The following is a 21238-nucleotide window of genomic DNA, read 5'->3' as shown; positions in this document are numbered from 1 at the left end:
TTTTTAACAACCACCATTTCTTACACTTCCATTAATGCCCTCAAAAACATTTTTATTGGTTCCTGCAGCACCTAATACCCGAGTATTATGTGCTCCACTTGCTCCAGATTGGTCACAATAATACCATTTACCATCGATTTTAACCCTAACCCAAAAGTGGTAATGCCCATTCATAATATCACAAGTGAAACCAGCACAACGATACATAGCCTGTAAACAAGCAGCACCATCACCACAATTATGATGTGCATCATTCCAACATTTTTTAAAACCGCCCGCTTTCATTTTCTTCATACATTCATACCCTGAGTAAACATGGGTTTTTTTGTAGTATTCATGTATTGCTTTAGCTTGAGCCAAAGCTTTCTTCGGATTACCCGCAGCTTTAAAAGCTTTAGTAACTACTTCTTTTATGAATGCTTGGTCTGATTTACTGAATCCACTAACATTTTTCAAAGTAATGTTACTAGAAACAGATTTAACAGTGTTTTTAGTACTGGAATTATTATTTTGATTAACTGCATCAGTATAAGCTTTCAAGAAATCGTTTTTAGAATCCTTAAAACTTATTAAATTAGACGCAAAAGGATTTAAATCCAATTCCATTTTCGCAGACTTACCATCGTTAGTAATAGTACTTCCTTCAATGTACCAACGATTTTTTTCGTAACCACTATACCGACTATAAGTACTATTCAATGCCTTACTAATAGCCTCCATATTCGCTAAATCAAAAACATCAGATAGTGCTTCAGTAAACAAGAACTGATTAGTATGAACAAGTTTCAAGTTAGGATTACCTAGTGGCAAAGTGATTTTCAAGGAGTATAAATCCCCTACACTTTCAACAATTTTTTTAGTAGCTTCACCTTCATCTTGATAACCTAAAAACACCATACTTATCACTTGATCCATTTGACATCATGTTTTGTCCAACTATCGTAATACTTATAATAACTGCCGGTGGTTTTGTAATTGTCTCCACCTGCAAGGAATTTCGCTACCATCTCTTTAGCATTCTTACCAAACATCCATGGAACACCATGCTGAGACATCCATTTGGCAGGATAATCTAGGTGAGCGTAACTTTGGCTTCCCTCCCAATCATGGGCGGGTCCAAGGTGTTTGTAGTATTTTCCACCTTTCAAGATACCAGTTTGTGCCGGTGGGAAGAAACCTACTACTACACGAGATTTATTCTTTTTCAAGGGATTTAAGAACCAACTACTCTCCCCAAGTTCTCTTAGTGAACCTGCACAGAAACCACCAAAAAGGACAAACCACACACCTTTCTTACATTTCTCGCGGTTTAAATAATGGTAACTAGGACCCACACTTGTAACATGAACTTCCCATCCTCGCTTTTGTAGCAAGGCTTTCATGTCATTCATTTTCTTCATATCACTAGTTTTACCATCAATCGTATCAATACTCAACCATACCACTTTCTTTTTAGTACCATACGGATTACTAGTTTTAGTTGCGGTTGTTGATTTTTTAGAAGAAGATGATTTACTAGAAGATGAAGATGATGTGGATTGGTTTGGATTATCAACAGTTGTGGTAATCTGTCCGAAAAATGCGGTTAAATCGAGATTAACCATTTCTTGAGCACCATAATACTTTCCAACATTTGTTTTATCAGTGGATTTCACAATAACTCCAGTAATAATATTTGTAGTGTCAAATTTATGATCCGCACTTGCAATCTCTGGAGCGGTTAAATGCAAACCAGTTTCCAACCAATCTTTTTTATGATAGGGTTGAATATGTAATACACCATATATGTCAAAATAAACATCAATATATGCTCCAGTACCATAAACAAGGTCACGAATTATTTCAATCCAAGACTTATCACGTATAATCATCTGATTTTTCTGAGTCATCGGATTAAAATTAGTAATGCTCCCATAATACTTCTGTTCGTATTGGTGTGCAGGTCTTAAACCAGATAACATCTTTTCATATTGTTTGAGTTTAGTTTTAGAAACAGCACCAATAAGGGTAACCCCCCCTCTAGTGATAAGATACTTTAAAACACGGTGCAATGATTTTTTAACTGAAATTATATCCACTTTAGATTGATAAAGCCTACTAAAATCTTGACATTGATAATTATACAACCCCGTATCTTCATCATACTCAACATTTAATATGATTCCACCAAAGGATTCATGCATTGTTGAAGTGATGAGAACACAATAAGTACCAGTTGTTAAATCCAAGTATTGTGGACTAGTGAATGTGGCGGTTTTAGCCCTCATATCAGATTCCTTAATCTGATATTTACTCCAATGGATTTCCTTTTTATTTTTCCAATCAACCAATGTACTCTTAGCGTCTTTTTTCCGCATCACATATACTCTTGCATTATTACTAACAATATTGGCGTCTTCAATAACTTCCTTTGTTTTAACAATCGAGGTCATTTTATTCCACCATATAATGCTTTAAAAGTAGTTGCATCAACTTTACCATTAGTTGGAAGTTTATACGATAAATTATTAGGATTACTAGAGATAGCATCCCCACTTTTAACAGTAATTGTTTTCACGTGAGTTTTATTGAATTTCTTTTGAAACTTCTTAACTGCCGCTTTTGTTTTTGGACCGAACCAACCATCAACCTGGTTTTTACTTAAAAAACCCTTCTTATAAAGAACCTTTTGCATATACTTAACGCAAGTCACAGTTTTCTGTTTCTTACTATACACCAAAGTAGAACGTTTACATTTTTTCAACTTAGCATACACAGTAGAACTAGACTTAACACTCTTTTTAGCGTTGGCTTTTTTAATTGCTTTTTTAATAAGAGTATTATCATTCTTATACTTCCAAATAGTCAACGGATTATACGTAGTGAACTCTAACTCCCAGTTAGTAGATCCTTTATAAGTTTGTTTACGCTTCGGATTTTTTGTGATAATATACTCACCATTTGGAATATCTAAAGCTTCAGTAACGACACTAACCACTTCAGTATTAGTGTAGATATTATCCAGAACATTTAACACAGAAGTATTACCATAAACATCATCTTCGTTAATGATTACTTCCACAGTAAAAGTAATTCCACCACTACCATTGTTGAAAAACTGTTTAAAACGAGTACCATTTTTATTGTTTAAATCTGTGATGCTTAAATCCAAATCCGGAACAACATTCAAACTACTTCGAATTACTGTTAACGGTAAAGATTTGCTTTTTCCCTTAGGTAATATGCTAAAGAAACTCATACTGTCCCTCCGATTATATTATTATCGAATTCGTGCCACACTAAATTTTTACTTAGGACTTTTTCTTTCAGAACAGTAATATCAACTGAAGAAATAGAAACTCTTTTACCATTTTCATGATATTGGTACTCCCAGTAAAACCCTTGTTTACAATCCTTTTTTTTCTTCTTATGTACTCTAAAATAACCTGTTTTATTTTTCATTGATTCACTAATAGTCATTTTATGAACTTCTGAAAGATTAGCGCCTTTTTTATGTAACTTATTATGAGATTCATGTTTTAATAACTGTAAATTTAAAATACAATTATTTAATCTATGGAGATATTTATTATGGTTCCCCTCTTTACGAGATTTAATCTGATAATATCCCAAATTATTAATTTCAGCATTTCCAAATATAGTTTTCATAAAAAAATATCCTCCATAGTTTATACAGTTCTGCCAGCCGTTTCGTTATTCCAAGATAATTCACGTCTTACAACTTCAACAATTTGGCGAACACGTTTATCACTGTCAACATCACCATAAACATTGATAATAACATCTCCACTATTAGCTGAACCTGAAATTACACCATTACTACCTGCATTTAAATTAGGGTTGAAACTCGCACTCATACCTTTTCCTAAACTGGCAGTATCATCTGCAAGATTGCTTTTTTGAATAACATCTTTAGTCCAATTTAACTCGTTTTCCATAGCTCCCACTATATCACCTGGAGAGCCTTGACCCAATCCTAAAACACTAAATGCATTCACGGCTTGTTGACCTAACCAAACCAAAGCCTGAACTAATGGGTGACTCATTACAAGATTATATGCCCAATCAAGACAAGCTTGAAGTGCTTTTGGAATACCAATTACAGCATTATAAAATGAGGTAACTGCCTCACTTGCAGCTGAAAACAATGTTTGAACAAAATTACCTTTAAAACCTAATGCTCTTGCAAGGGCATTTGCTAAAGCAATACCTACTTGTAAAGGCAATGTAGGTAAAAACAAGATAAATCCTAGGACTGCTTGTATCCAATCATTACTATTTAACCCTAATTGTGATGTGAAGTTATTGAACAGATTCGACAACCATTGTATAGCCCCAATCACATAACCATATATGATTTGCCCTATTTGAACAAGGCTTGCCCAGGCATTATCAACCATTTCACGGAACCAATCAACATTATTATATGCCCAGATTAATGCAGCCGCTAAAGCAATTAATGCCAACACCACCAGGAGTATCGGATTTTCATACATAACAAAATTTAATACTTGTTGTGCGCCAGAAAGTAACCAATCTGCAGCTGCAGATAATTTGGTTACAATTTCCAAATCTTTAAACCATTTGATAACACCCAAGTCTTGAAGTGATTTCAATCCAGTAGCCAATTGACCTACACCTAACAATGTATCTGTTAAAGGAGATGCGAAACTACCTACTGCAGCAGCCATACCTACTAGACCACCAGTTGCTTGATCCAAGTCCATGAGGAAATCAAGCGCACCTTCACTGCCTTGAAGGAACATATCCCCAAGGTTCATTTTTCCTCTTTCAAGCATGTCATTGAACTGCTGTAATTTATTATTATAGATCTCTTGGGAAGCGATCCCATTCCATCCTTCTGCAGTTAATGCTTCTTGCAAGAGTTTTGACCTTTCTTGGACAGTTTTTCCTTCTTTAAGTTTATCAACATGAGCTTGTAGAATAGGTGACCTTTCGATTTCCGCAGTGTTACCTGCAAGGATGTAGTTCATTAAGTCTTGTTGTGTTTCTGTAGATGTTTTTCCGAAGTTTTGCATTGCAGCCATATAATCTGCAGCAGCATTACCCATCTGTAGAAACTCTTCCTTGCCTAACTGCACATCTTTCAGAGCTGCTTGACTTAATAGGTTTTGTAAAGTTACATCGTCACCAGGTAATGTATCAGTTACACTTCTGATTTCTTCGAGTTTCTTTTTAGCTTGATCTGCTCCAAGGTTCATTGACAGAAATGTTTCAGTCTGTTCCATCCTTCCAGCAGATTCAAGCACATCACCCATTACTTGTCCAACTTCACCTGCTCCTTGTTTTAATCTGTCGAAACCTTGACTTATTTGTTCAACTGCTTCCATTGCGCTAATGTTGTTTACATCAACATCAATAGTGGTACCATCTAAGCCTTCGATTTCGGATTCTACGGATTTGAGTTTGCTGTCTTCAATGGAAACTTGCAAATCCAATTTTTCGCCTTCCAGACTTTCCAATTCAGATTCTAGTTTTTTGACTTCGGAATCGTCAACATCTGCTTTGCCTTGTAAGGTTTGTAATTCGGATTTAACAGATTCAATTCTTGATTTGACTTCTTCCAACTTTTCGGTGTTGGTTTTTATATCCAATTGAAGTTTTTGGCGTTTAAGTTCATTTATTCTCTCTTCTAAGGCTTGAACTTCTTGGAGCTTCGCTTCTGTTTCCACTTTAACTTTAACTTCTTTCTGATTCGCCATTATACCACCGCCATTGGTTTATTTTCACGTTTAAACTTAATTATTTCATCAGTGATTTTCAATATCGTATTATATTGAAGTAAAGTTAAATCAGATAATGGTTTGTTGGTTATTTTATAATCTGTGTACAAATGTAATAGTGTTAAATACTTTAATTTACCATTTTTGAGTTCTAAAACCCCAATTGGTTTTCATCAACACCACTGATTTTCATGATTTCACGGGTAATCGCAAAGCATACTCCAATTGGCATACCATTAATTAGTTCTTTGCTAAAATTAGTTTCATCTTGTTTGAATAATGCTTTAGATAGTATACTTGCAACAGTATTGGCATTCACATTTTTGAGATCTATATTTCTTAATTCTTTGATAGTTAACTGTTTGATTTTAGCCTTAGTCCTCACAATCTTCACTACACCATCATTTTCTTCAGGATATTCTATGGAAATATTAATTAATTTATCCTCACCTAAAATGATTAAATCTTCTAAGTTGACTTCGTCAACTTCTATTTTCACGTCATTTGTCAATATAATCACCAAAAAAATAAATTTTGTTTTAAAAAAAAAGATATGAATTACTTTTTTTGGGAAAAAAATAGTAAATTCATATCTAGTTAAAAGTTTTAATTCATTGAAAAAAAAGGAACAATAAAAAAAAATTAGGAATAATTTTTTATGGTTCTACATCATCACGGGATTCCGCACTGAAACTTAAATCCCTTGCTGTTAAATCTTTAGGGTCAATAGTGTGTTTGTTACTGGATAATAACACACCGTTATAATTTTCAGTTACTTTAAATGGAGCTTCGCCTCTAGGATAAGACATTTCAGATACTGTAATTGTACCTTTATTACTGCGCATGATTTTAAGAATCTTTTTCAAAAGAACATATCTTTCCCTAGCACTCATAACACTGTCCGGGGCTTCCAGATCTAATTGACTAATATCAATGCTATAACCTGGGAATTCAGTTCCTCTTCCTACTGGTCCATCAAAAGTATCAGTATTATTATTATCTAAATCTTCTTCACATTCACATTTAGTAACATGTTTAAAAGTTAAAGCCAATTTAGTATTGGTTTCTGGGTCAGTAACCCCTATGCTTACAGTTTTATCAGCCATTGCTTATTCCCTCCTAATATTAATTTTAACATTAATTTGAGTGGTAATATCCGCAAAGACCAAGTCTTCAAGAAGTACATCTATAGTTTTAGAATCTTCTTTTTCAATAGCATAGATAATATCCTTAACTAATTTGAGGTCTCTAACGAATTTAGTATATAAGTCCCCACAGAATAATGTGATTAAATCTACACTGACAGTGTTCATTTCACCTAATGCTTCTCTTAATGCAAAATCATTTACGATATAGTCACGTACACGATTCATGTATAAATCTAAGCCGTTAGGAGTTGCACTGTTAACACATTCATAAGTATTGTTTAATGCATCAATTAATCTTACAACAAAGAACCCTAGGCCAACAAGTGTTTCCCCGAGGTCTCCTTCATCAAAGGTATAGTCTACACCTACACCTGTAACTTCAGTTAAAGTTTTGGATGTTAAACTGGATCCAACTGATAATGTTGCAATCAAGTTGGTTAGATATGCTCCACTTTCAACGAGACTTAACATTGTACCATTAACTTCTAAAGGTTGAGTTAAGAATGCTGTAATTTGGTCTCCTATTTTACCGGCTGTTGTAGTGTATGTTGCAGCTGAGGTTCTTGCACCAACAGCAGTGTAACCGCATGGGTGTTTACTTTCCATTCTACTGTTACAGAACGCATCAACAGATTCTACGATTGCATCGGTGTATTCCACAGCACAGTATACTTGGTCAAAATCAATTAATCTAACAAGGTTTAATGCTGTTTCGATTTTATTAACAGTTAAACTACGATTAGCAGTAATATTATCCCCACTACCGGTTGTAGTGGTACAGTTCACAATAATACATCCACTAATATCTTTATGAAATATTTGTTTTAATGCAGCGTTACCATCATATTGAGTGTCACTACCAAATATGGCTTCTGCTTCGGTTAATCTTTTACATAATACTGGAGTATTTAATGTTTCAGTATCTTCAAAACAACCAATTAAACAAACAATATCCCTTATTAATGGATTCTCTTTTCTTATCCTTATTATTTCATTTGTCACATGAATATTTGGTATTGGATTTGTCATAATAATCGTTTTCCTCCAAAAAAATATAGTTTTTTTTAGTATAATATATGGGATAATTCTAAAGCTCCCATTACTCCCCATTTCTTGTTATTGGGTTGAATCATTTCGCTATTTAAAATAATTGTATCTCTCACAGTATCTTCTAGGAATTTGAATGATTTGTTTTCAATAAATTCCTGTATAAGATAGTCGTGTAATTCGCAAATTTTATAGTATGATTTCTCATTAGTACCTTTCAGGTAGAATATGATAATGCTATGTACACTTTCAGCTGGATGAGCATCAAAGTCTCCAGTGTACTCCACTTGATTAATGTAAATATCGCACACCGGTTTATTTCCAAATCCTTTCAGATTATCTTCATTATATCCAAAATTAACTTTGTTGAAAATAATGTTATCATCATCATCTTTTAAATTTTCAAGGTTTGCCTTTAACCAGGAGGATATTTTAGAAGCCATACGTCTGTCTGGTTTAATACTTTCAGATATGTTAAAAGAATAAGTGACATCTATATTCTCATGAACATCATCATTATTCATATGTAAGCCTCCAATGTTCGTTGCAATCCTCTTCCAAGGAAGTCATTTGCAGGAGTTCCTTTTCTTTTGGTACGGTAACCCCAAGGCATTTTCATCAGTTTACCCTCCACCGGTTTGGTAGGAGCTAATACAAAAATACCGTGTGGTGCAATTCCTTCATCCCAGTAACCAGTAATAATGCTGTATTTGTCAAGTATTCTAGTGTCAACTCTTATACCCCTTTTTAAACGACCTTTATCATAAGGAGCTTCTTTTTTAATATTATTTTGAAGTGACCTTGCGATTTCATAAGTCTTTTTAGGGAGTATGTCAGAGTCTTCAATGTATAACTTGACAAAATCAGTTATCTCACCCATCTGCGAACACCTCGGCGTCCACGTTTTTGATTATATGTTCGACCACGAGTATGTTTAACACTTTGATGAGCCACCAAATCAGTTTTATCCGCATCATTTTTAAGATAAGCCTCAATATAATCATCAACTAATGCTTGAGCTTTATTAAACCAAACATCATATTGTACTGGTAATTCATCACCTTGATATAATGATAATAAGATGTCACTAGCAGCGTAATATATTGCTGCAGTTCTCAAAGCATCAGGGTCTTCTGTAGGTATTGGAACATAGTTTCTTTTTAGATTAGCATCAATCCAAGCAGTACTGTTATCAATAACAGTATTGAACATGTCTTCAGAAACATCATCAGAAATATCACCAAAAAGACTATTTACTTCATCTTGGGTACAATATGACATCTATAATCATTCCTTTATTCAGTAATTGTTACTTTCATACCGGTGTTGGTACTACCCGCATCAGAGTATAATGCATATTTAGTTTTACCATCTGCTTTAGCAGTTTTAATAACATAAAATTTTTGACCTACAAAATCCGGAACATTGTTGGTTAATACTTCCATTTGGACATATTTCCCTACAACAATACCAGTAGATTTTACAGTTCCTTCACCGATTTTTTCATTATTACTATCATAACTAACGAAATTATAAATAGTACTATCAATATGCTCTTTTTTTTCTAAAGCTTCAATTCTACGTAAGAATCTACGATTAATATCCTCTTGACTTCCTTCAAGAGGTGAGTAGCCTTTAGCCATTAATATTCCCTCCTTTTATATGGATTTAATTGTTAAACAGGAAAAAATATTTATTCTCCTGTTACAATTAAGAAACCATTACTGTCACGCATGTTGAGATTAGCTTCACCCCAGACATAATGCTCCTCGTTTTGAGGTCTTTTGTCAGATCTAACATCCATATTAATAAATGCTTTAGGGATAGGTTCACCATCTTCAGTAGTGAGATCAATCTCATTATCTTCTAATGATTGAACAATACTGTAATCTGGATCAGCATATTTTTGAATATTTGCGCCAGGATTGAAACTATCAAAGATAGCAAAAGCACCATCAAGTACTCTGTTTGATGAAATATAATTCCAATTAGACTCATACTTTTCAATACGTAAAGCATGATCAATATCAAGTTTAGTTTTACGTGACACGATTGCAGTATTTGGAGCAAATCCTGTCCTGTTACCTTTTGAATCATATCTCATTTCATCATCGAGAGTCTCTTCATTATCAATAATGTGTTCCGCAGTATCCCATTCGTTAAGCTCAACAGAGGATTTTCTACCTCCTTTAAGGATTGCTTTTGCAAACTCTCCTTCATAGAAATCTGCAAATTGAACAACAGACGCATTATAAAAGCTTAAAAGGTCGCTTTCATAAGTACCTTTCTGTTTATTACGGGTACTTGCATTGTACATGAAACCGAGAGGCAAGGTTTGTCCACCCACGGTTTTTCCTTGTCCAAATTTAATTTCATTGAAAGTAATACCATTATTGGTATACATTGGTTTTCCAACGTCCACATCACCATGGATATAATTACTGAATAAACCAGTTTCATTTTGTTCCATTGGGAGTATGTTTAAGAATTGTAATTCGGTATAAATTCTTTTTTGCATGTATAATTCAGCATTTTGAACTCTATCATCAAATACTTCCGGTAATCCATTAAATACCATATATTATTTCCCTCCTAAATTGTTTAGTTAATTCCAATATTTACTCTGTTTTCAGAGTTTTGATTGGATAATGCAATCATTTTAGTTTCATCATTTGATTTTTCAAATGATTGGCCATCTGCACCGTATTTGACGTAATCTCCAGCTTCAATACCCTCGCCTGCTTTTGCAGTTACTGGGCGAATATCAACAAATGTAGTTTCAACACCACAGTATCTAAGTACGCCTGCAGATATTGCTTGAGCTTTGGTATAGTCTTGAGTTGGATCTTCTGTAGGTTCTGGTTTGTCATGTGCAAAACCAATGATTGGTCCATTACTACCAGTTGCTAATTCCACTAAAGGGTATCCGTCGTCAGTGACTCCGACAAGAGCTACGGTACGTCCTTTTTTAATAGGATTTGCATATACAGGTTCTTCTTTGTTTCCTGTTACGCTTCCTGTTTCTACGATGCTTATTGCACCTTCGGTTGCTTTGCATGGGAGTGTTATCCCATTAAACATAAATATGTCGTCATTCATGTATGTGTACCTCCAAGGGTTTTATTTTTTGAAATAGTTGGCTATACGTTCTGCAGTGCCTGTTGGTACGCTAACTCTTTCTTCTTGAGTTTGTACAATAGGCTTAGCATTTTTGTATAACTCTAAAAATTCATCAGTATCTGATAAACATAATTTCACAGCAGTGTCTCTTTGTGTAGGCACAAGGATTCCTTTTTGAATATAAGTGTCCACAATAGTTTCTGCTCTTTCTTTTTCCAGGACTTCAACCTTTTTGAGCATTTCTTTATACTCTTCAGATTGTTTCAATTTCTCATCAATCTCATGGTTTAAATGATTAATATTGTCATTATTTTCTTTTTCTTTTTTCTCAAGTTCTGCTTCTAACTCTTTGATTTTATCATCTTTTTCATTGAGTTTAGACTCATAACTCTCTTTAATTTTCTGGAACTTATCCAACACATCATCCTCTTTACCAGTACCATCATCCGGTTGTGGGTTTGGTTCTGGGTTTGGATTTGGATTTGGTTGTGGATTTGGTTCCGGATTTGGATTTGTACCTTTTTTACCCATAAGTAATTCACCTCAATTTTTAATGATAGCCTCCGCTAACATGAGTGTAGCATCATCGGAAAAAAATAATAAAAAATAATTTAATCATCGAATATTTCATCTAAATATTCAAAGATACTGTCATCTAATTCAACATAGTTTTTATCAGAATTGGACATTGTTTATCATCTCAATTGGTATAAATTCAATTTCAATAAGATTATCTCTTCGTTTACCCACTGCAAATTCTTCTAAAAGCCAGTTATTGTAATTATCAGTAACTTCATCCGCCATTTGTCTTTGGATTTTTCGTTTTTCATTTGGTGATTTTACATTATCGTATTGGTCTTTATACTTCTCTTTTCCATTATTAGCAAGTTCTTTATACTTAGACTCCATACGATATTTAAGTTCATAATCCCCATCAACACTGCCTTGTTTTCTAAATTTTCCAAATTCAGTATCTCTCATAATCCAAATACCTTTTGGAGTAGTAGCATAACATACATCTTGCAAATGTCCCTCTGTCTGACCAAATGCATCGCCTCCACTAAATCCATTATTGTTGGTATGATTATGAACAATACTGTATGATTTAGTAAGTTTTGGAATGGAGACTCTATGTTTACTCCCTTTAATATCAGTACTACGGGCTAATTCTCCAGTAGTATTATCAATAGAATTACCATATTCAAGAGTAGCATTTGCTCTTTTAGATTGATGAGTAACTACCTTTTCAAATTGTTCTTTTGTAATTATAACCTTACTGAAACTGTTTTCACGATTGTTCAATGAATATTTATTATTTTCAGTAGGGTTATCCACAGTTTTAGTTTTAGATTGATTTGACAATGCTTTGTCTTCTAATTCTTTAATTTGATTAGTGTAAAACTCAATACTTTGTTTATGTAATTGTATTCCTCTTTCATCGAGTCTGTTTCCATCCAACAAACTTTGAGAAAAATTACGATTAGATTTAGCCATTCTGTAAGTTTTATAATCTTCTTCAGATAATCTATCTTGTAAAAAATCATCAGTTATTGTTGTTGTGGTTGTTGTATCTTTAACAATAGTAGTCTCTTTCGGTATTTCCTCTTCAGTTATGAAATAAACAACACACCTACAATTTGGATGTAATGGTGGCAACATTGATGTATCATTCATTGAATAGACTTTGTTACCTATCCAACCTTTACCCTCTGCGCTAGTATCTGATGGGCTAAAATTATCATCATTCGCTTCTGTCCAACCTTCATGCCACGCATGTTTACACTTAGAACATGCAGTATTCCTGCACTCAACATACCAATGAGTAGCACCACGTTCTTTATTGATAATGTAATCACTAACAGTAGCAGTCCTTGCAACCTCAGTCCTAGCAATAGCACGAGCACGCTTATTCTTAATCTTAGTGACTTTCTCACTAATGTTAGCAGCTATCTCTTGCTCGGATAAGTTATTATTATAACCCTCTTTCACAACCTCACGGACAGACTCTATAACATCCTCACCAACATCAACAATTTTCTCACCAACCTTCTGCTCAACAGTAAAACGTACAAGTTCTTTTTGACCAGGACGGCTGAACTTATGATTGTTAGTTTCCTGTAATATAAGGCTTAACATTTGTTGATTATAACCACTTGTGACTAATGGGTTTTGAGTAGTGTATTCTTTTGTTGCTTCAAGAAAAGCTTCTAATGTATCACTAGCTCGGACTCCTTGATTTAACCTGCGTATAATTTCATCAAAAAGAGAATCAGTATATTTGATTCCTTGCTTAATGAGTTTTTCTTGACTAGGCATAAATCTCATCTAAATTATCTAATATCTCATCAGTCAAACCTGTATCACCAGGTTCAGGTTCTTGATAGAAATCTTCTTCAGGCATTTCTGGTTCTTCATTAACATACTCGACACCAGCCTCGGCTTTGAAGAGTAAGGCTAATGCCTCATGAACTGCACTATTTTCTGAATCAATAACTCCTTTTTCCATTAAAGGACTAATGATTTCAAATAATTTCTTCATATCACCAGATGTGAATTTATCAAAACTGAATAGTGGTGCTTTCCTACCAGGACCAAAATTCAATTCAACAATGAAATTGATTTTTCCCTGGATACTATTAGCGAATTCTTCAAGTACTCCATCAAAAACAAGCTGTCCAAATTCCATTTGAGTTTGAGATTGAGCATAAGTACCAGTCTGACTGTTATCTCCCATTAATAAGTTACCTATGAACATTCTACGGAAGATTTGGTTGTCTTTGTACTGTAAGGCGTTGAAGAAGATTTCGCCATTGTGACTTGATTCTAATATTCCAACGTCCTCATCAATTCCTACGGTTAATCCTACTGTTCCATCTGAAACATCTTCAAATGCATCTAATAATTCGTCACGTGAATTTGGGTCATTAGTTTTCCCGTACATTGTAGGTGAACCGTTACGCTCTGCAAAGGTCATTAACCAATCCATTAAGTTTTCTTTATCTTCAACTAATGGAAGGAAATCATATAATAATCCATGACCTTCTTTTTCATCGTATAAACTACCAAAACTATATACTAAACATTTATACTCCGGAATGTTAATCTCATACTTGTCAACTTTTTGATGTATGCTAACTAATTCACCAGTATTCTGATTATAAATGAATGGATCATCTTGCAATGTTTTAATATGGATTGGAACTATATCTGTGATGACTAATTTACCATCGTCATTAACATCAAATATTAATTCATGAACATTAAAACCCCACATGATTGCAGGAGTCATTTGTTTGACTACTGTGTTGATTTCGGTTTTCATGTTATCTAGCATGTCTTTTACGAAATCATAAACTTCAGAATCTTCTTCAGTATTGGTTAAAATCCATTTTTTACTTGATAATAAGTATTTCAGTATGTCAAAACCAGTTGCTACTTGAGTGTCACGGAGGATACTTAAACCAGTTTCATATGATACTGATTTTTCGTTATCCTTCCTATTGAATAATTTTATGTAGCTTTTTGCTTTTTTTGCTGCGGTTCCAACTGTGCTGATTTTACTTGCACGTTTGAATAATTGATTACCAATATCACTAATAATACTCATAATTATCTTAACCTCTTACGTTTTCTTTTTCTTGCAGTTTTAACTTGATTGCCTGTGCTTTTTTGTGATAAATAATTGTAAGCGTAAGCTAATGCATCGATGAGGTCATCGTGTTTTGCTAATGGGAATCCTTTCAATTGGCGGAGTAATATTTCACGTTGATTATCATCTAATACGAATCTGATTTTACCTGCTAATAATGCGTATTTGAAATCATTTGCTCTGTCAACTTTGGAACCTACTGGTTCTGAGTGTTCTGTACGGTAGCCTGTGAAATGTTTTTTGTATTGTTCATATAGTTCTTTAGCAGCACCACCTTTGGTTCCAGTTTCCATCAGTACAGGTACGTTTGGTGAATCCATTTTTGCATAGGATAATACTGTTTTCAATAAATCATCCCCATATCTAGCCATAGTAACATCAGTCACATAGTATGTATCATCAGATAAACGGTACATTTTACATGATGCGGTATAATCGTTATCTTTACCTGGTTCATCACTAGTATATGCGAAATCCCATGACCTGCATTTGCCGATGATTAATGGGTTGTCATATTGGAATTCTTCTTCAAATATGATGTTGTCTAGGTTGAAATAGTCTCCAGTTTCATCTAATGGTTGACCTTGATATTGTGCTTCAAATATGCGGTCTCCAATTTCCTCTCGGCGTTCTTCAAAAAACTCGGGAGTATATTTATTAGGCCATATGCATGAACCATCTTCGTTTAATGCTTTTAATTCGATGAACTCATATTTTTCAGGATGATTTTCTTTTAATCGCCCAATTATGTCTTGTGTATGCCATCTGGTCCCCAGTACAAATAACTTACTGTGGGGTTCGAGACGAGGTATCAGAATCTCTTTAAACCATTCATATAAGTCATCAAGCAATCTTTGAGTAGTGTCTTTGAAACCTTTAATTAAATCATCACAAATAGCTACGTCCACATCACGACCAGTAATTGTACCTCCAACACCAACAAGCCGAATACTACCTAGCAACTCGCCTTTACTATTTTCAAAACTAAATGAAGCTTTAGCATGCTCAGCATTCGACAAGTAAATATCCTGTGAAGCTAATAAATCCGCATTATCAATAAATAATTGTCTTAACCGTGTACCAAACGTATTAGCTAATTCTTTATTATAATTAACAACCAGAATATTCAGTTCTGGATTCATTAATATTAACCAAAACGGAAATGATAATGTTATTAAACTTGATTTAGCTGTACGTGGTGGTTGAGTTACACAAAGCCGATTTTTATAATTATCATCAAGTATTACATCCATTAACTTTTCAGATAACTCAAAAACATGCTCTGCAGGTAAACTATTCTTAACGGTTAAACTTGAATAAACATCATAAGGGGTTAAATCTTCAAGATCTTCAACATTCATATCAAGAGACGTCTTGATTTCTTCCATTGCTAAGGTCATTTAACTCACGCCGTTTCTGCTTAACCCGTTCCATCAGACTAACCTTAACCTCTTCAACATTAATCTCAACATTAGTATCCTCTTGCTTGAGAATATTAGTCTTAGCATTCACAGCACTAATACCCTGCTGACGCATCTTCAACTTCAAACCTTCAACTTTAACCTGGTCACAATCCGGATCACTAACTAACCTTTCCAAATCAACCTGAGTATTAAAAGAATCTTCAATAATCTCATCCAATTTTTCCAGATCAGAAGAAATTTTTTTAACTACTTTTTCTTTTTTCTTCTCTCTATCTTTCTGAGATTGAACTTCTTTACCTTCCTTACTTTTTTTCTTAGTGTAGTCAATTACTGCTTCCTTAGTGACGTCAAGATGTTTTTTCTTATAATTGTTGATAGCAGTGTGAGAAATACTTTCATTATATTCATTTTTCAGGTAAGAAGAAACAAAGCGTGGACTTCTTCCATCTAATAATAAGTCATCGATTTCATCTCTGTGCTCACTTCTTTCAACTGCACTTTTTGGAGGCATGTTATCTACCATTAGTATAATTTTTGTAAAGGTTTACATTGTAAAGTGTAAAGGGTAATGTAAAGGTTTACACTGTAAAGGGTTGTAAAGGTTATAAAAAAAATAGTAGTTATTTTTCTAAATTTTCCATTGCTTCTAATATTTTTTCTTCAGCAATTTCAATTGCTCTGTCATCAATATGTTTGTTGATGATTTCCAATTCTTCTCTTTTTTTCTGGTCTTTCCATTGGTCTATTGCAACAACTATTAATATTGCCAATAGTATCATTATTGCTCCAACGATTATTGAGGTTTCATGCCATCCTTGGAATAGTGGATGATTAGTTATGCCCGTGAATAAAAATAATACCCCAGTTGCAATTAATGAACTTGATAATGTTGTTTTTAGAAATCCTGTCACCCAGACTGTCCTCCGGTAGGGTATTTTTTCGCTTAGGTGGGTGTATGTCATTATTCATCACCCGTATTTTCATAGTCACTTGCCGGATCTATGTCTTCAATATCGTTTTCGTCAAAGAATGTTTTAGCACACATCTTCATCACCAGCCACAACATCAGTATTGTCTGCTGTTTCTGGTGTGTCATCTTTTGCGATTTTTTCAAGCACCATTTGTTCAGCCACATCTACACGTTTATCTTCGGTTTTTTGTGCTAGAACATATCCTGCTGCAAATATTAATATTGGAATTAAAAATGCGTATTCTGCAGGCATGATTTCAGTTAGTCCGTCTTTTCCGAGGTATGCTATTAATGCTGCAATAAAACTTATTGCAGTTGCTATTTTACTTTTATATTTGTATGTTTCCACCATGGTTAGATTCTCCCTTCTAAATAAATAGAGTTTTAGTTTAAAAATAAAATGCTGTAGTAACCTGTGACAGTTAAATACGAACACCAAACGAAAATTGAAATAAAAGAAAAGTTTTTTTTCGCTGTATTCATCTACAGCAGTATGAATAGATGTTGTTTTATGCCTTAGGGTTTACCAGATATATTAAAAAAAACTTTTATATAGTTTTTTTTAACGTGTTTTGACTTTAGGTTTTGACTTAATTTAAATGATTAATATTTTTTATTGAGGAGTTCAAAAAAAATCATAAAAAGCAAAAGTTTGAAGATGGTTTTCAATATTCTGTCCCTTACGCAGAAGAATGCATGTTTTTTTATTTTTTGGCTGTTTAAAATTGTACTATATTTACGAAAGCGGAAAAGTTTTTTTTTAGAAATCCAGCCTAAACCTAAGACATAAAACAACACCCATTTTTTATAATCGTAGACCATATGGTAGGTCTATTTTTTTTCCGGCTACGTAGCGTATGCTTGCAGATGTTACCAATCCACATTCTGTGCATACTGCTTCGTCTTCGTCTTCTGAAGAGTATTCTATTTCTCCTCCACATTCCGGACAACAATTAAGGGGTTGATGATTAAGACATTTGTTAATATAAATTCTACGCAAACTTCTTGCATATTCATTTAAGTCAAATGTTTCATCAACTTGTATTCTAGTCATATCTTTTATCTTCATATTATAGTGGGACTTACAAAATGGGTCCCTGTGTCCAGAATATTTACTCATTTTAACTTTCCTTTATACAACAAATTATGATCTACATTTGATGGTTCACTGGGTAATATTGGCATGCTTGATATGTAATGTAAATTTATTTTCCAGGTAATGATTTCACATTTGTCCTGGAATAATAATTGTCTTTCCACATCAGTTATTATGGTGCGTATTGTTTTTTGCCCTTCCATTGTATGAATCATGTTTTGTTTTGTTTCTAATGATTTGACGTATAAAATGAAAGATAATATTATTTCTTCATTAGATGCCTGTGCATGTAATTCTTTGAAATTTTTGAATATTCGTATTAACTCTTTAACATGGTCTTTCTGAGACCGTGTAAATGGAAAGTAGACTTCATTAAACAATGTGTCTGCAAGGTCAAGTTTAATATTCAAACGCTTTTTCTGTTTTACACTAGATTCATATTCACTGCTTCGAACTTCACCCTTGACATGGGTATGATTGTATAAATTTAATTTATCCTGAATACTCATTTTTTCATTTTTCCCCATTTTTCTTGAATCCCCATAATTTTTTCTCTTGGAATAGTACCATCTTCCCAAGAACCTTCCAATAAACATAAGTTAGTTGCTTTACTACGAGCCAAATCAATGAATTCATTTCTTGTCATAGTATCCGTTAAATGGTCTAATTCTTTCGGATAATTAAACAAAAAAGATAATTCCGTGTCAATCTCCAAATCTTTCGGAAATTTACTTAATACTTCTATCAAACTGGTAGTTGTGTACTTCATAAAATTTCACCTCTTGCTAAACTTTTATACATCATTCCAAAACTTCCAATAATTGTTTCAATACAGATTTTCCAAGTTCCGTCCGCTCATTATCAATTGCTTCACGGATTTGATTCATTATTCTTTCTCTTTCTTTTTCAATGAATTCATTGTGCTTTTGCGCAAGTTGTGCGCATGCATCTTGTTTATCAGTCATTCTCCCTAAAAACCTCTTTTCTTAATTTATTTAACGTTAATGTATTGGAGAGTATTGTTATAGTTAAAAACATTAATGTTATTGAGTGCATTAGTATAGTTATCTCATTCATTCTTTTTTCCTCCACACACATGATAATATAATCTCTTTCATCTCAGTATCAATAACAATATCATTCACATACCCCGCAGTATCCTCAGCAACGAAAAATATACTATAATTTTTAATTAATCTGAAGAATAATTTTAAAAGAAACATCCTCATTTATACTCACAGCACCTAAAACGAATCAGAACACATCTCTTGCTTCAAAACTCATAGTAACATAATCCTTATCCTTGCCATCATCAAATCGTATTAGCTTCAAATTATACTCCTTATAATTCTCAGAAATCTCATTAAAAATATCTCTTACATCATGATAATTTGAATAAAATAATTCTTTATCCATTCTTAATTCCGCACGCCCACTTGCTCCTAATAACTTTGATAATTTTTTTGTTACTTCACTAACCATTTTTATTCCCCCATTTCATATTTTCCAGTGTTCAATTCATTGAGAATCTTTTCTGCTAATTTTTCTCTAACTTCTTTTTTCATTAGTCCCAACGTGATTATTTTATATCCTGTGCTTAAATCATAGATAGCACTACTATTTGTATCATGGTGCAATCGATATTTGTCTATTTTAACAGTCATCATAACCCTCTCCTAATATGCTGTCATCTATAATGCACTCCACTAAGAAGTAGTATGCTTTTGTTTCAACAGCAGCACAATATTCATCATCAGTCATTCAACATCCTCCAATTCTAAAATCTTATCCATCAATTCAGGAGGAGATAATTTAGTTGTTACTCTAGTATTTACTCTTCCAAAATCATCTTCTAATGTAATTGTTATTTCAGTCATTCCCATCATCACCTTAGATATGTCTTACCAATATAACTGACTCTCCACATTTTTGACAAGTTTTAATCTCATTCTTTTTATTATCATATTTTGCATATTTTGGCATTTCTGCTCCACAGTTTCTGCATTTTAGGTTTCGCCATTCAATTTCTTGTATAATACATTTTCCACTACGAAAACCATCATAAATCAGTTCAGTCATTCCACATCACCATCATAATTTGATTTCATATTTAACTCTGTAACAGTCATATTCTCATAAGGGCAAGTTTTACCCATCGGAGGTGTTTTCTTTGAAACCATACAAGTAAAACCATCAACATTAATATAATACATAAAAATACAGTTCATTAAACATTTCATTCACACATCACCTTTTTCTAACTTATTTAATTCATCGTTAAACTTATTAACTCTTCTTCTATCAATACTATCCCTTACTGGTAATCGGCAAATCATTATTCGGCAGATTAAACATAATACTTTGAATATAAGGTCCAAACCCTCAACACCAGTATGCATTCCATATACAAATCTTGTATCTTTTTTAGTCATTGCTACCATCTCTTGCATAATCGATTAAATCTTGAATAGAATATCCTTTTTCCTTGAAGAAACCCTCATATTTCTCACAAATCAAGGATAACTTCCCATTCTCTTTTTTTGAGTTCATTAACTACTCTTTCGGCTTCTCTTGTACTCCATAATGGATGTTTATGAGTGTGTAATTCAAGTCTTAATGAACTTATTTCAGATTTTAACTGTTCATTTTCTTTTGCTAATTGTTGTACTTTTTTAACTCCTTTTTCAAACTCTCTTAATGTAGACCTATTTGCTTGTTTTAACTCCTCATTCTCATTAATTAAATTTAGAATATCTTCCCTACCATAAGTTTGATAATCTTCATCGGTAGTGTATAATCGTATTTGCCCAATATCTGCACCAATTTCAATATCTACAAATCGTTTTAAAGCCATCATATCATCTTCCTGTAACGTTCCTGTCTATCTTCAAAATCTTTTTTACGCTTATAATTATTATAACCAAACCCTATAGCACATAAAATTATAAGAAATGTTATGCAGCACAAAATCCATACAATTATCATATTTCAGTCTCAACCGTTATTATTGGAATTTCAACAATTAATATAAAAAGGATTA

Annotated in this window: 32 protein-coding genes; all 32 read right to left on the bottom strand. The window is 33.3% G+C overall.

Features of this window, described 5'->3' with window-relative positions; translation table 11 throughout:
* Window positions 1-3: 3 nt before the first annotated feature.
* Window positions 4-915 (bottom strand): hypothetical protein, encoded by a 912-nt coding sequence (locus ACKI32_RS09505; protein ID WP_407415816.1) that lies wholly within the window; start codon window positions 913-915, stop codon window positions 4-6.
* Window positions 903-2432, bottom strand: coding sequence for a hypothetical protein (locus ACKI32_RS09500; protein ID WP_407415814.1), 1530 nt, complete (start codon window positions 2430-2432; stop codon window positions 903-905). Before ACKI32_RS09500 ends, ACKI32_RS09505 begins: the two co-directional genes overlap by 13 nt.
* Window positions 2429-3238 carry a peptidoglycan-binding protein gene (locus ACKI32_RS09495; protein WP_407415812.1) on the bottom strand — a complete coding sequence of 270 codons (810 nt, stop codon included), beginning with the start codon at window positions 3236-3238 and terminating at the stop codon, window positions 2429-2431. Before ACKI32_RS09495 ends, ACKI32_RS09500 begins: the two co-directional genes overlap by 4 nt.
* Window positions 3235-3648, bottom strand: coding sequence for a hypothetical protein (locus tag ACKI32_RS09490; protein WP_407415810.1), 414 nt, complete (start codon window positions 3646-3648; stop codon window positions 3235-3237). Before ACKI32_RS09490 ends, ACKI32_RS09495 begins: the two co-directional genes overlap by 4 nt.
* Window positions 3649-3668: 20 nt before the next feature.
* Window positions 3669-5723 (bottom strand): hypothetical protein, encoded by a 2055-nt coding sequence (locus ACKI32_RS09485; protein WP_407415808.1) that lies wholly within the window; start codon window positions 5721-5723, stop codon window positions 3669-3671.
* 172 nt (window positions 5724-5895) lie between these two features.
* Window positions 5896-6255 carry a hypothetical protein gene (locus tag ACKI32_RS09480; RefSeq protein ID WP_407415806.1) on the bottom strand — a complete coding sequence of 120 codons (360 nt, stop codon included), beginning with the start codon at window positions 6253-6255 and terminating at the stop codon, window positions 5896-5898.
* Window positions 6256-6400: 145 nt separating this feature from the next.
* Entirely contained in the window at window positions 6401-6850 is a 450-nt protein-coding gene (locus ACKI32_RS09475; protein WP_407415804.1) for a hypothetical protein, read from the bottom strand.
* Between the two features lie 3 nt (window positions 6851-6853).
* Window positions 6854-7921: a hypothetical protein gene (locus tag ACKI32_RS09470; protein WP_407415802.1), complete on the bottom strand. Its 1068-nt coding sequence runs from the start codon at window positions 7919-7921 to the stop codon at window positions 6854-6856.
* A 35-nt stretch (window positions 7922-7956) separates the two neighbouring features.
* The gene (locus tag ACKI32_RS09465; protein ID WP_407415800.1) at window positions 7957-8463 is read right to left on the bottom strand and encodes a hypothetical protein; all 507 of its coding nucleotides are present in this window, start codon (window positions 8461-8463) and stop codon (window positions 7957-7959) included.
* On the bottom strand, window positions 8460-8819 hold the full coding sequence (locus ACKI32_RS09460; protein ID WP_407415798.1) for a hypothetical protein: 360 nt from the start codon (window positions 8817-8819) through the stop codon (window positions 8460-8462). Before ACKI32_RS09460 ends, ACKI32_RS09465 begins: the two co-directional genes overlap by 4 nt.
* Complete coding sequence (locus tag ACKI32_RS09455; RefSeq protein ID WP_407415796.1) at window positions 8807-9220, bottom strand: hypothetical protein; 414 nt, start codon at window positions 9218-9220, stop codon at window positions 8807-8809. The genes ACKI32_RS09460 and ACKI32_RS09455 overlap by 13 nt, the downstream gene beginning before the upstream one ends.
* A 14-nt stretch (window positions 9221-9234) precedes the next feature.
* Window positions 9235-9582: a hypothetical protein gene (locus tag ACKI32_RS09450; RefSeq protein WP_407415794.1), complete on the bottom strand. Its 348-nt coding sequence runs from the start codon at window positions 9580-9582 to the stop codon at window positions 9235-9237.
* A gap of 50 nt (window positions 9583-9632) precedes the next feature.
* The gene (locus ACKI32_RS09445) at window positions 9633-10517 is read right to left on the bottom strand and encodes a hypothetical protein (RefSeq protein ID WP_407415792.1); all 885 of its coding nucleotides are present in this window, start codon (window positions 10515-10517) and stop codon (window positions 9633-9635) included.
* 23 nt (window positions 10518-10540) lie between these two features.
* Complete coding sequence (locus ACKI32_RS09440; RefSeq protein WP_407415790.1) at window positions 10541-11038, bottom strand: hypothetical protein; 498 nt, start codon at window positions 11036-11038, stop codon at window positions 10541-10543.
* Between the two features lie 21 nt (window positions 11039-11059).
* A complete protein-coding gene (locus ACKI32_RS09435; RefSeq protein WP_407415788.1) occupies window positions 11060-11590 on the bottom strand; it encodes a hypothetical protein in 531 nt (176 codons plus the stop codon).
* Window positions 11591-11734: 144 nt separating this feature from the next.
* Window positions 11735-13375: a phage minor head protein gene (locus tag ACKI32_RS09430; protein WP_407415786.1), complete on the bottom strand. Its 1641-nt coding sequence runs from the start codon at window positions 13373-13375 to the stop codon at window positions 11735-11737.
* Window positions 13368-14666, bottom strand: coding sequence for a DUF935 family protein (locus ACKI32_RS09425; protein ID WP_407415784.1), 1299 nt, complete (start codon window positions 14664-14666; stop codon window positions 13368-13370). Before ACKI32_RS09425 ends, ACKI32_RS09430 begins: the two co-directional genes overlap by 8 nt.
* A 2-nt stretch (window positions 14667-14668) precedes the next feature.
* Window positions 14669-16108, bottom strand: a complete 1440-nt coding sequence (locus tag ACKI32_RS09420; protein WP_407415782.1) for a hypothetical protein — start codon at window positions 16106-16108, stop codon at window positions 14669-14671.
* Window positions 16071-16655 (bottom strand): hypothetical protein, encoded by a 585-nt coding sequence (locus tag ACKI32_RS09415; protein ID WP_407415780.1) that lies wholly within the window; start codon window positions 16653-16655, stop codon window positions 16071-16073. The genes ACKI32_RS09420 and ACKI32_RS09415 overlap by 38 nt, the downstream gene beginning before the upstream one ends.
* A 97-nt stretch (window positions 16656-16752) precedes the next feature.
* Window positions 16753-17094, bottom strand: a complete 342-nt coding sequence (locus ACKI32_RS09410) for a hypothetical protein (protein ID WP_407415778.1) — start codon at window positions 17092-17094, stop codon at window positions 16753-16755.
* Window positions 17095-17166: 72 nt separating this feature from the next.
* Complete coding sequence (locus ACKI32_RS09405; RefSeq protein ID WP_407415776.1) at window positions 17167-17454, bottom strand: hypothetical protein; 288 nt, start codon at window positions 17452-17454, stop codon at window positions 17167-17169.
* A gap of 453 nt (window positions 17455-17907) precedes the next feature.
* On the bottom strand, window positions 17908-18156 hold the full coding sequence (locus tag ACKI32_RS09400; protein WP_407415774.1) for a hypothetical protein: 249 nt from the start codon (window positions 18154-18156) through the stop codon (window positions 17908-17910).
* 62 nt (window positions 18157-18218) lie between these two features.
* The gene (locus tag ACKI32_RS09395; protein WP_407415772.1) at window positions 18219-18725 is read right to left on the bottom strand and encodes a hypothetical protein; all 507 of its coding nucleotides are present in this window, start codon (window positions 18723-18725) and stop codon (window positions 18219-18221) included.
* On the bottom strand, window positions 18704-18967 hold the full coding sequence (locus ACKI32_RS09390; RefSeq protein WP_407415770.1) for a hypothetical protein: 264 nt from the start codon (window positions 18965-18967) through the stop codon (window positions 18704-18706). The genes ACKI32_RS09395 and ACKI32_RS09390 overlap by 22 nt, the downstream gene beginning before the upstream one ends.
* 31 nt (window positions 18968-18998) lie before the next feature.
* On the bottom strand, window positions 18999-19163 hold the full coding sequence (locus ACKI32_RS09385) for a hypothetical protein (protein ID WP_407415768.1): 165 nt from the start codon (window positions 19161-19163) through the stop codon (window positions 18999-19001).
* Between the two features lie 108 nt (window positions 19164-19271).
* Complete coding sequence (locus tag ACKI32_RS09380; protein WP_407415766.1) at window positions 19272-19427, bottom strand: hypothetical protein; 156 nt, start codon at window positions 19425-19427, stop codon at window positions 19272-19274.
* Window positions 19428-19452: 25 nt separating this feature from the next.
* The gene (locus tag ACKI32_RS09375) at window positions 19453-19680 is read right to left on the bottom strand and encodes a hypothetical protein (protein WP_407415764.1); all 228 of its coding nucleotides are present in this window, start codon (window positions 19678-19680) and stop codon (window positions 19453-19455) included.
* Between the two features lie 2 nt (window positions 19681-19682).
* Window positions 19683-19862 carry a hypothetical protein gene (locus ACKI32_RS09370; RefSeq protein WP_407415762.1) on the bottom strand — a complete coding sequence of 60 codons (180 nt, stop codon included), beginning with the start codon at window positions 19860-19862 and terminating at the stop codon, window positions 19683-19685.
* A 226-nt stretch (window positions 19863-20088) separates the two neighbouring features.
* Window positions 20089-20277: a hypothetical protein gene (locus ACKI32_RS09365; protein WP_407415761.1), complete on the bottom strand. Its 189-nt coding sequence runs from the start codon at window positions 20275-20277 to the stop codon at window positions 20089-20091.
* A complete protein-coding gene (locus ACKI32_RS09360; RefSeq protein WP_407415760.1) occupies window positions 20274-20438 on the bottom strand; it encodes a hypothetical protein in 165 nt (54 codons plus the stop codon). The genes ACKI32_RS09365 and ACKI32_RS09360 overlap by 4 nt, the downstream gene beginning before the upstream one ends.
* A complete protein-coding gene (locus tag ACKI32_RS09355; protein WP_407415758.1) occupies window positions 20439-20630 on the bottom strand; it encodes a hypothetical protein in 192 nt (63 codons plus the stop codon).
* A gap of 74 nt (window positions 20631-20704) precedes the next feature.
* Window positions 20705-21055 carry a hypothetical protein gene (locus tag ACKI32_RS09350; RefSeq protein WP_407415756.1) on the bottom strand — a complete coding sequence of 117 codons (351 nt, stop codon included), beginning with the start codon at window positions 21053-21055 and terminating at the stop codon, window positions 20705-20707.
* Window positions 21056-21238 lie beyond the last annotated feature (183 nt).

It is taken from the genome of Methanobrevibacter sp., assembly GCF_045611865.1.
Classification (GTDB): domain Archaea; phylum Methanobacteriota; class Methanobacteria; order Methanobacteriales; family Methanobacteriaceae; genus Methanocatella.
This window is presented reverse-complemented; position numbering and strand designations above follow the sequence as displayed.

Excerpts from the sequence above, each read along its gene's own strand:
- ACKI32_RS09460 (WP_407415798.1), bottom strand. The coding sequence starts at position 8,819 with ATGGGTGAGATAACTGATTTTGTCAAGTTATACATTGAAGACTCTGAC.
- ACKI32_RS09505 (WP_407415816.1), bottom strand. The coding sequence starts at position 915 with ATGGATCAAGTGATAAGTATGGTGTTTTTAGGTTATCAAGATGAAGGT.
- ACKI32_RS09500 (WP_407415814.1), bottom strand. The coding sequence starts at position 2,432 with ATGACCTCGATTGTTAAAACAAAGGAAGTTATTGAAGACGCCAATATT.
- ACKI32_RS09390 (WP_407415770.1), bottom strand. The coding sequence starts at position 18,967 with ATGAAGTACACAACTACCAGTTTGATAGAAGTATTAAGTAAATTTCCG.
- ACKI32_RS09475 (WP_407415804.1), bottom strand. The coding sequence starts at position 6,850 with ATGGCTGATAAAACTGTAAGCATAGGGGTTACTGACCCAGAAACCAAT.
- ACKI32_RS09415 (WP_407415780.1), bottom strand. The coding sequence starts at position 16,655 with ATGGTAGATAACATGCCTCCAAAAAGTGCAGTTGAAAGAAGTGAGCAC.
- ACKI32_RS09405 (WP_407415776.1), bottom strand. The coding sequence starts at position 17,454 with ATGGTGGAAACATACAAATATAAAAGTAAAATAGCAACTGCAATAAGT.
- ACKI32_RS09465 (WP_407415800.1), bottom strand. The coding sequence starts at position 8,463 with ATGAATAATGATGATGTTCATGAGAATATAGATGTCACTTATTCTTTT.
- ACKI32_RS09455 (WP_407415796.1), bottom strand. The coding sequence starts at position 9,220 with ATGTCATATTGTACCCAAGATGAAGTAAATAGTCTTTTTGGTGATATT.
- ACKI32_RS09380 (WP_407415766.1), bottom strand. The coding sequence starts at position 19,427 with ATGAGGATGTTTCTTTTAAAATTATTCTTCAGATTAATTAAAAATTAT.
- ACKI32_RS09350 (WP_407415756.1), bottom strand. The coding sequence starts at position 21,055 with ATGATGGCTTTAAAACGATTTGTAGATATTGAAATTGGTGCAGATATT.
- ACKI32_RS09385 (WP_407415768.1), bottom strand. The coding sequence starts at position 19,163 with ATGACTGATAAACAAGATGCATGCGCACAACTTGCGCAAAAGCACAAT.
- ACKI32_RS09400 (WP_407415774.1), bottom strand. The coding sequence starts at position 18,156 with ATGACTAGAATACAAGTTGATGAAACATTTGACTTAAATGAATATGCA.
- ACKI32_RS09495 (WP_407415812.1), bottom strand. The coding sequence starts at position 3,238 with ATGAGTTTCTTTAGCATATTACCTAAGGGAAAAAGCAAATCTTTACCG.
- ACKI32_RS09425 (WP_407415784.1), bottom strand. The coding sequence starts at position 14,666 with ATGAGTATTATTAGTGATATTGGTAATCAATTATTCAAACGTGCAAGT.
- ACKI32_RS09355 (WP_407415758.1), bottom strand. The coding sequence starts at position 20,630 with ATGACTAAAAAAGATACAAGATTTGTATATGGAATGCATACTGGTGTT.
- ACKI32_RS09410 (WP_407415778.1), bottom strand. The coding sequence starts at position 17,094 with ATGACATACACCCACCTAAGCGAAAAAATACCCTACCGGAGGACAGTC.
- ACKI32_RS09395 (WP_407415772.1), bottom strand. The coding sequence starts at position 18,725 with ATGGGGAAAAATGAAAAAATGAGTATTCAGGATAAATTAAATTTATAC.
- ACKI32_RS09365 (WP_407415761.1), bottom strand. The coding sequence starts at position 20,277 with ATGACTGAACTGATTTATGATGGTTTTCGTAGTGGAAAATGTATTATA.
- ACKI32_RS09445 (WP_407415792.1), bottom strand. The coding sequence starts at position 10,517 with ATGGTATTTAATGGATTACCGGAAGTATTTGATGATAGAGTTCAAAAT.
- ACKI32_RS09490 (WP_407415810.1), bottom strand. The coding sequence starts at position 3,648 with ATGAAAACTATATTTGGAAATGCTGAAATTAATAATTTGGGATATTAT.
- ACKI32_RS09450 (WP_407415794.1), bottom strand. The coding sequence starts at position 9,582 with ATGGCTAAAGGCTACTCACCTCTTGAAGGAAGTCAAGAGGATATTAAT.
- ACKI32_RS09360 (WP_407415760.1), bottom strand. The coding sequence starts at position 20,438 with ATGAAATGTTTAATGAACTGTATTTTTATGTATTATATTAATGTTGAT.
- ACKI32_RS09375 (WP_407415764.1), bottom strand. The coding sequence starts at position 19,680 with ATGGTTAGTGAAGTAACAAAAAAATTATCAAAGTTATTAGGAGCAAGT.
- ACKI32_RS09485 (WP_407415808.1), bottom strand. The coding sequence starts at position 5,723 with ATGGCGAATCAGAAAGAAGTTAAAGTTAAAGTGGAAACAGAAGCGAAG.
- ACKI32_RS09470 (WP_407415802.1), bottom strand. The coding sequence starts at position 7,921 with ATGACAAATCCAATACCAAATATTCATGTGACAAATGAAATAATAAGG.
- ACKI32_RS09430 (WP_407415786.1), bottom strand. The coding sequence starts at position 13,375 with ATGCCTAGTCAAGAAAAACTCATTAAGCAAGGAATCAAATATACTGAT.
- ACKI32_RS09370 (WP_407415762.1), bottom strand. The coding sequence starts at position 19,862 with ATGACTGTTAAAATAGACAAATATCGATTGCACCATGATACAAATAGT.
- ACKI32_RS09435 (WP_407415788.1), bottom strand. The coding sequence starts at position 11,590 with ATGGGTAAAAAAGGTACAAATCCAAATCCGGAACCAAATCCACAACCA.
- ACKI32_RS09440 (WP_407415790.1), bottom strand. The coding sequence starts at position 11,038 with ATGAATGACGACATATTTATGTTTAATGGGATAACACTCCCATGCAAA.
- ACKI32_RS09420 (WP_407415782.1), bottom strand. The coding sequence starts at position 16,108 with ATGACCTTAGCAATGGAAGAAATCAAGACGTCTCTTGATATGAATGTT.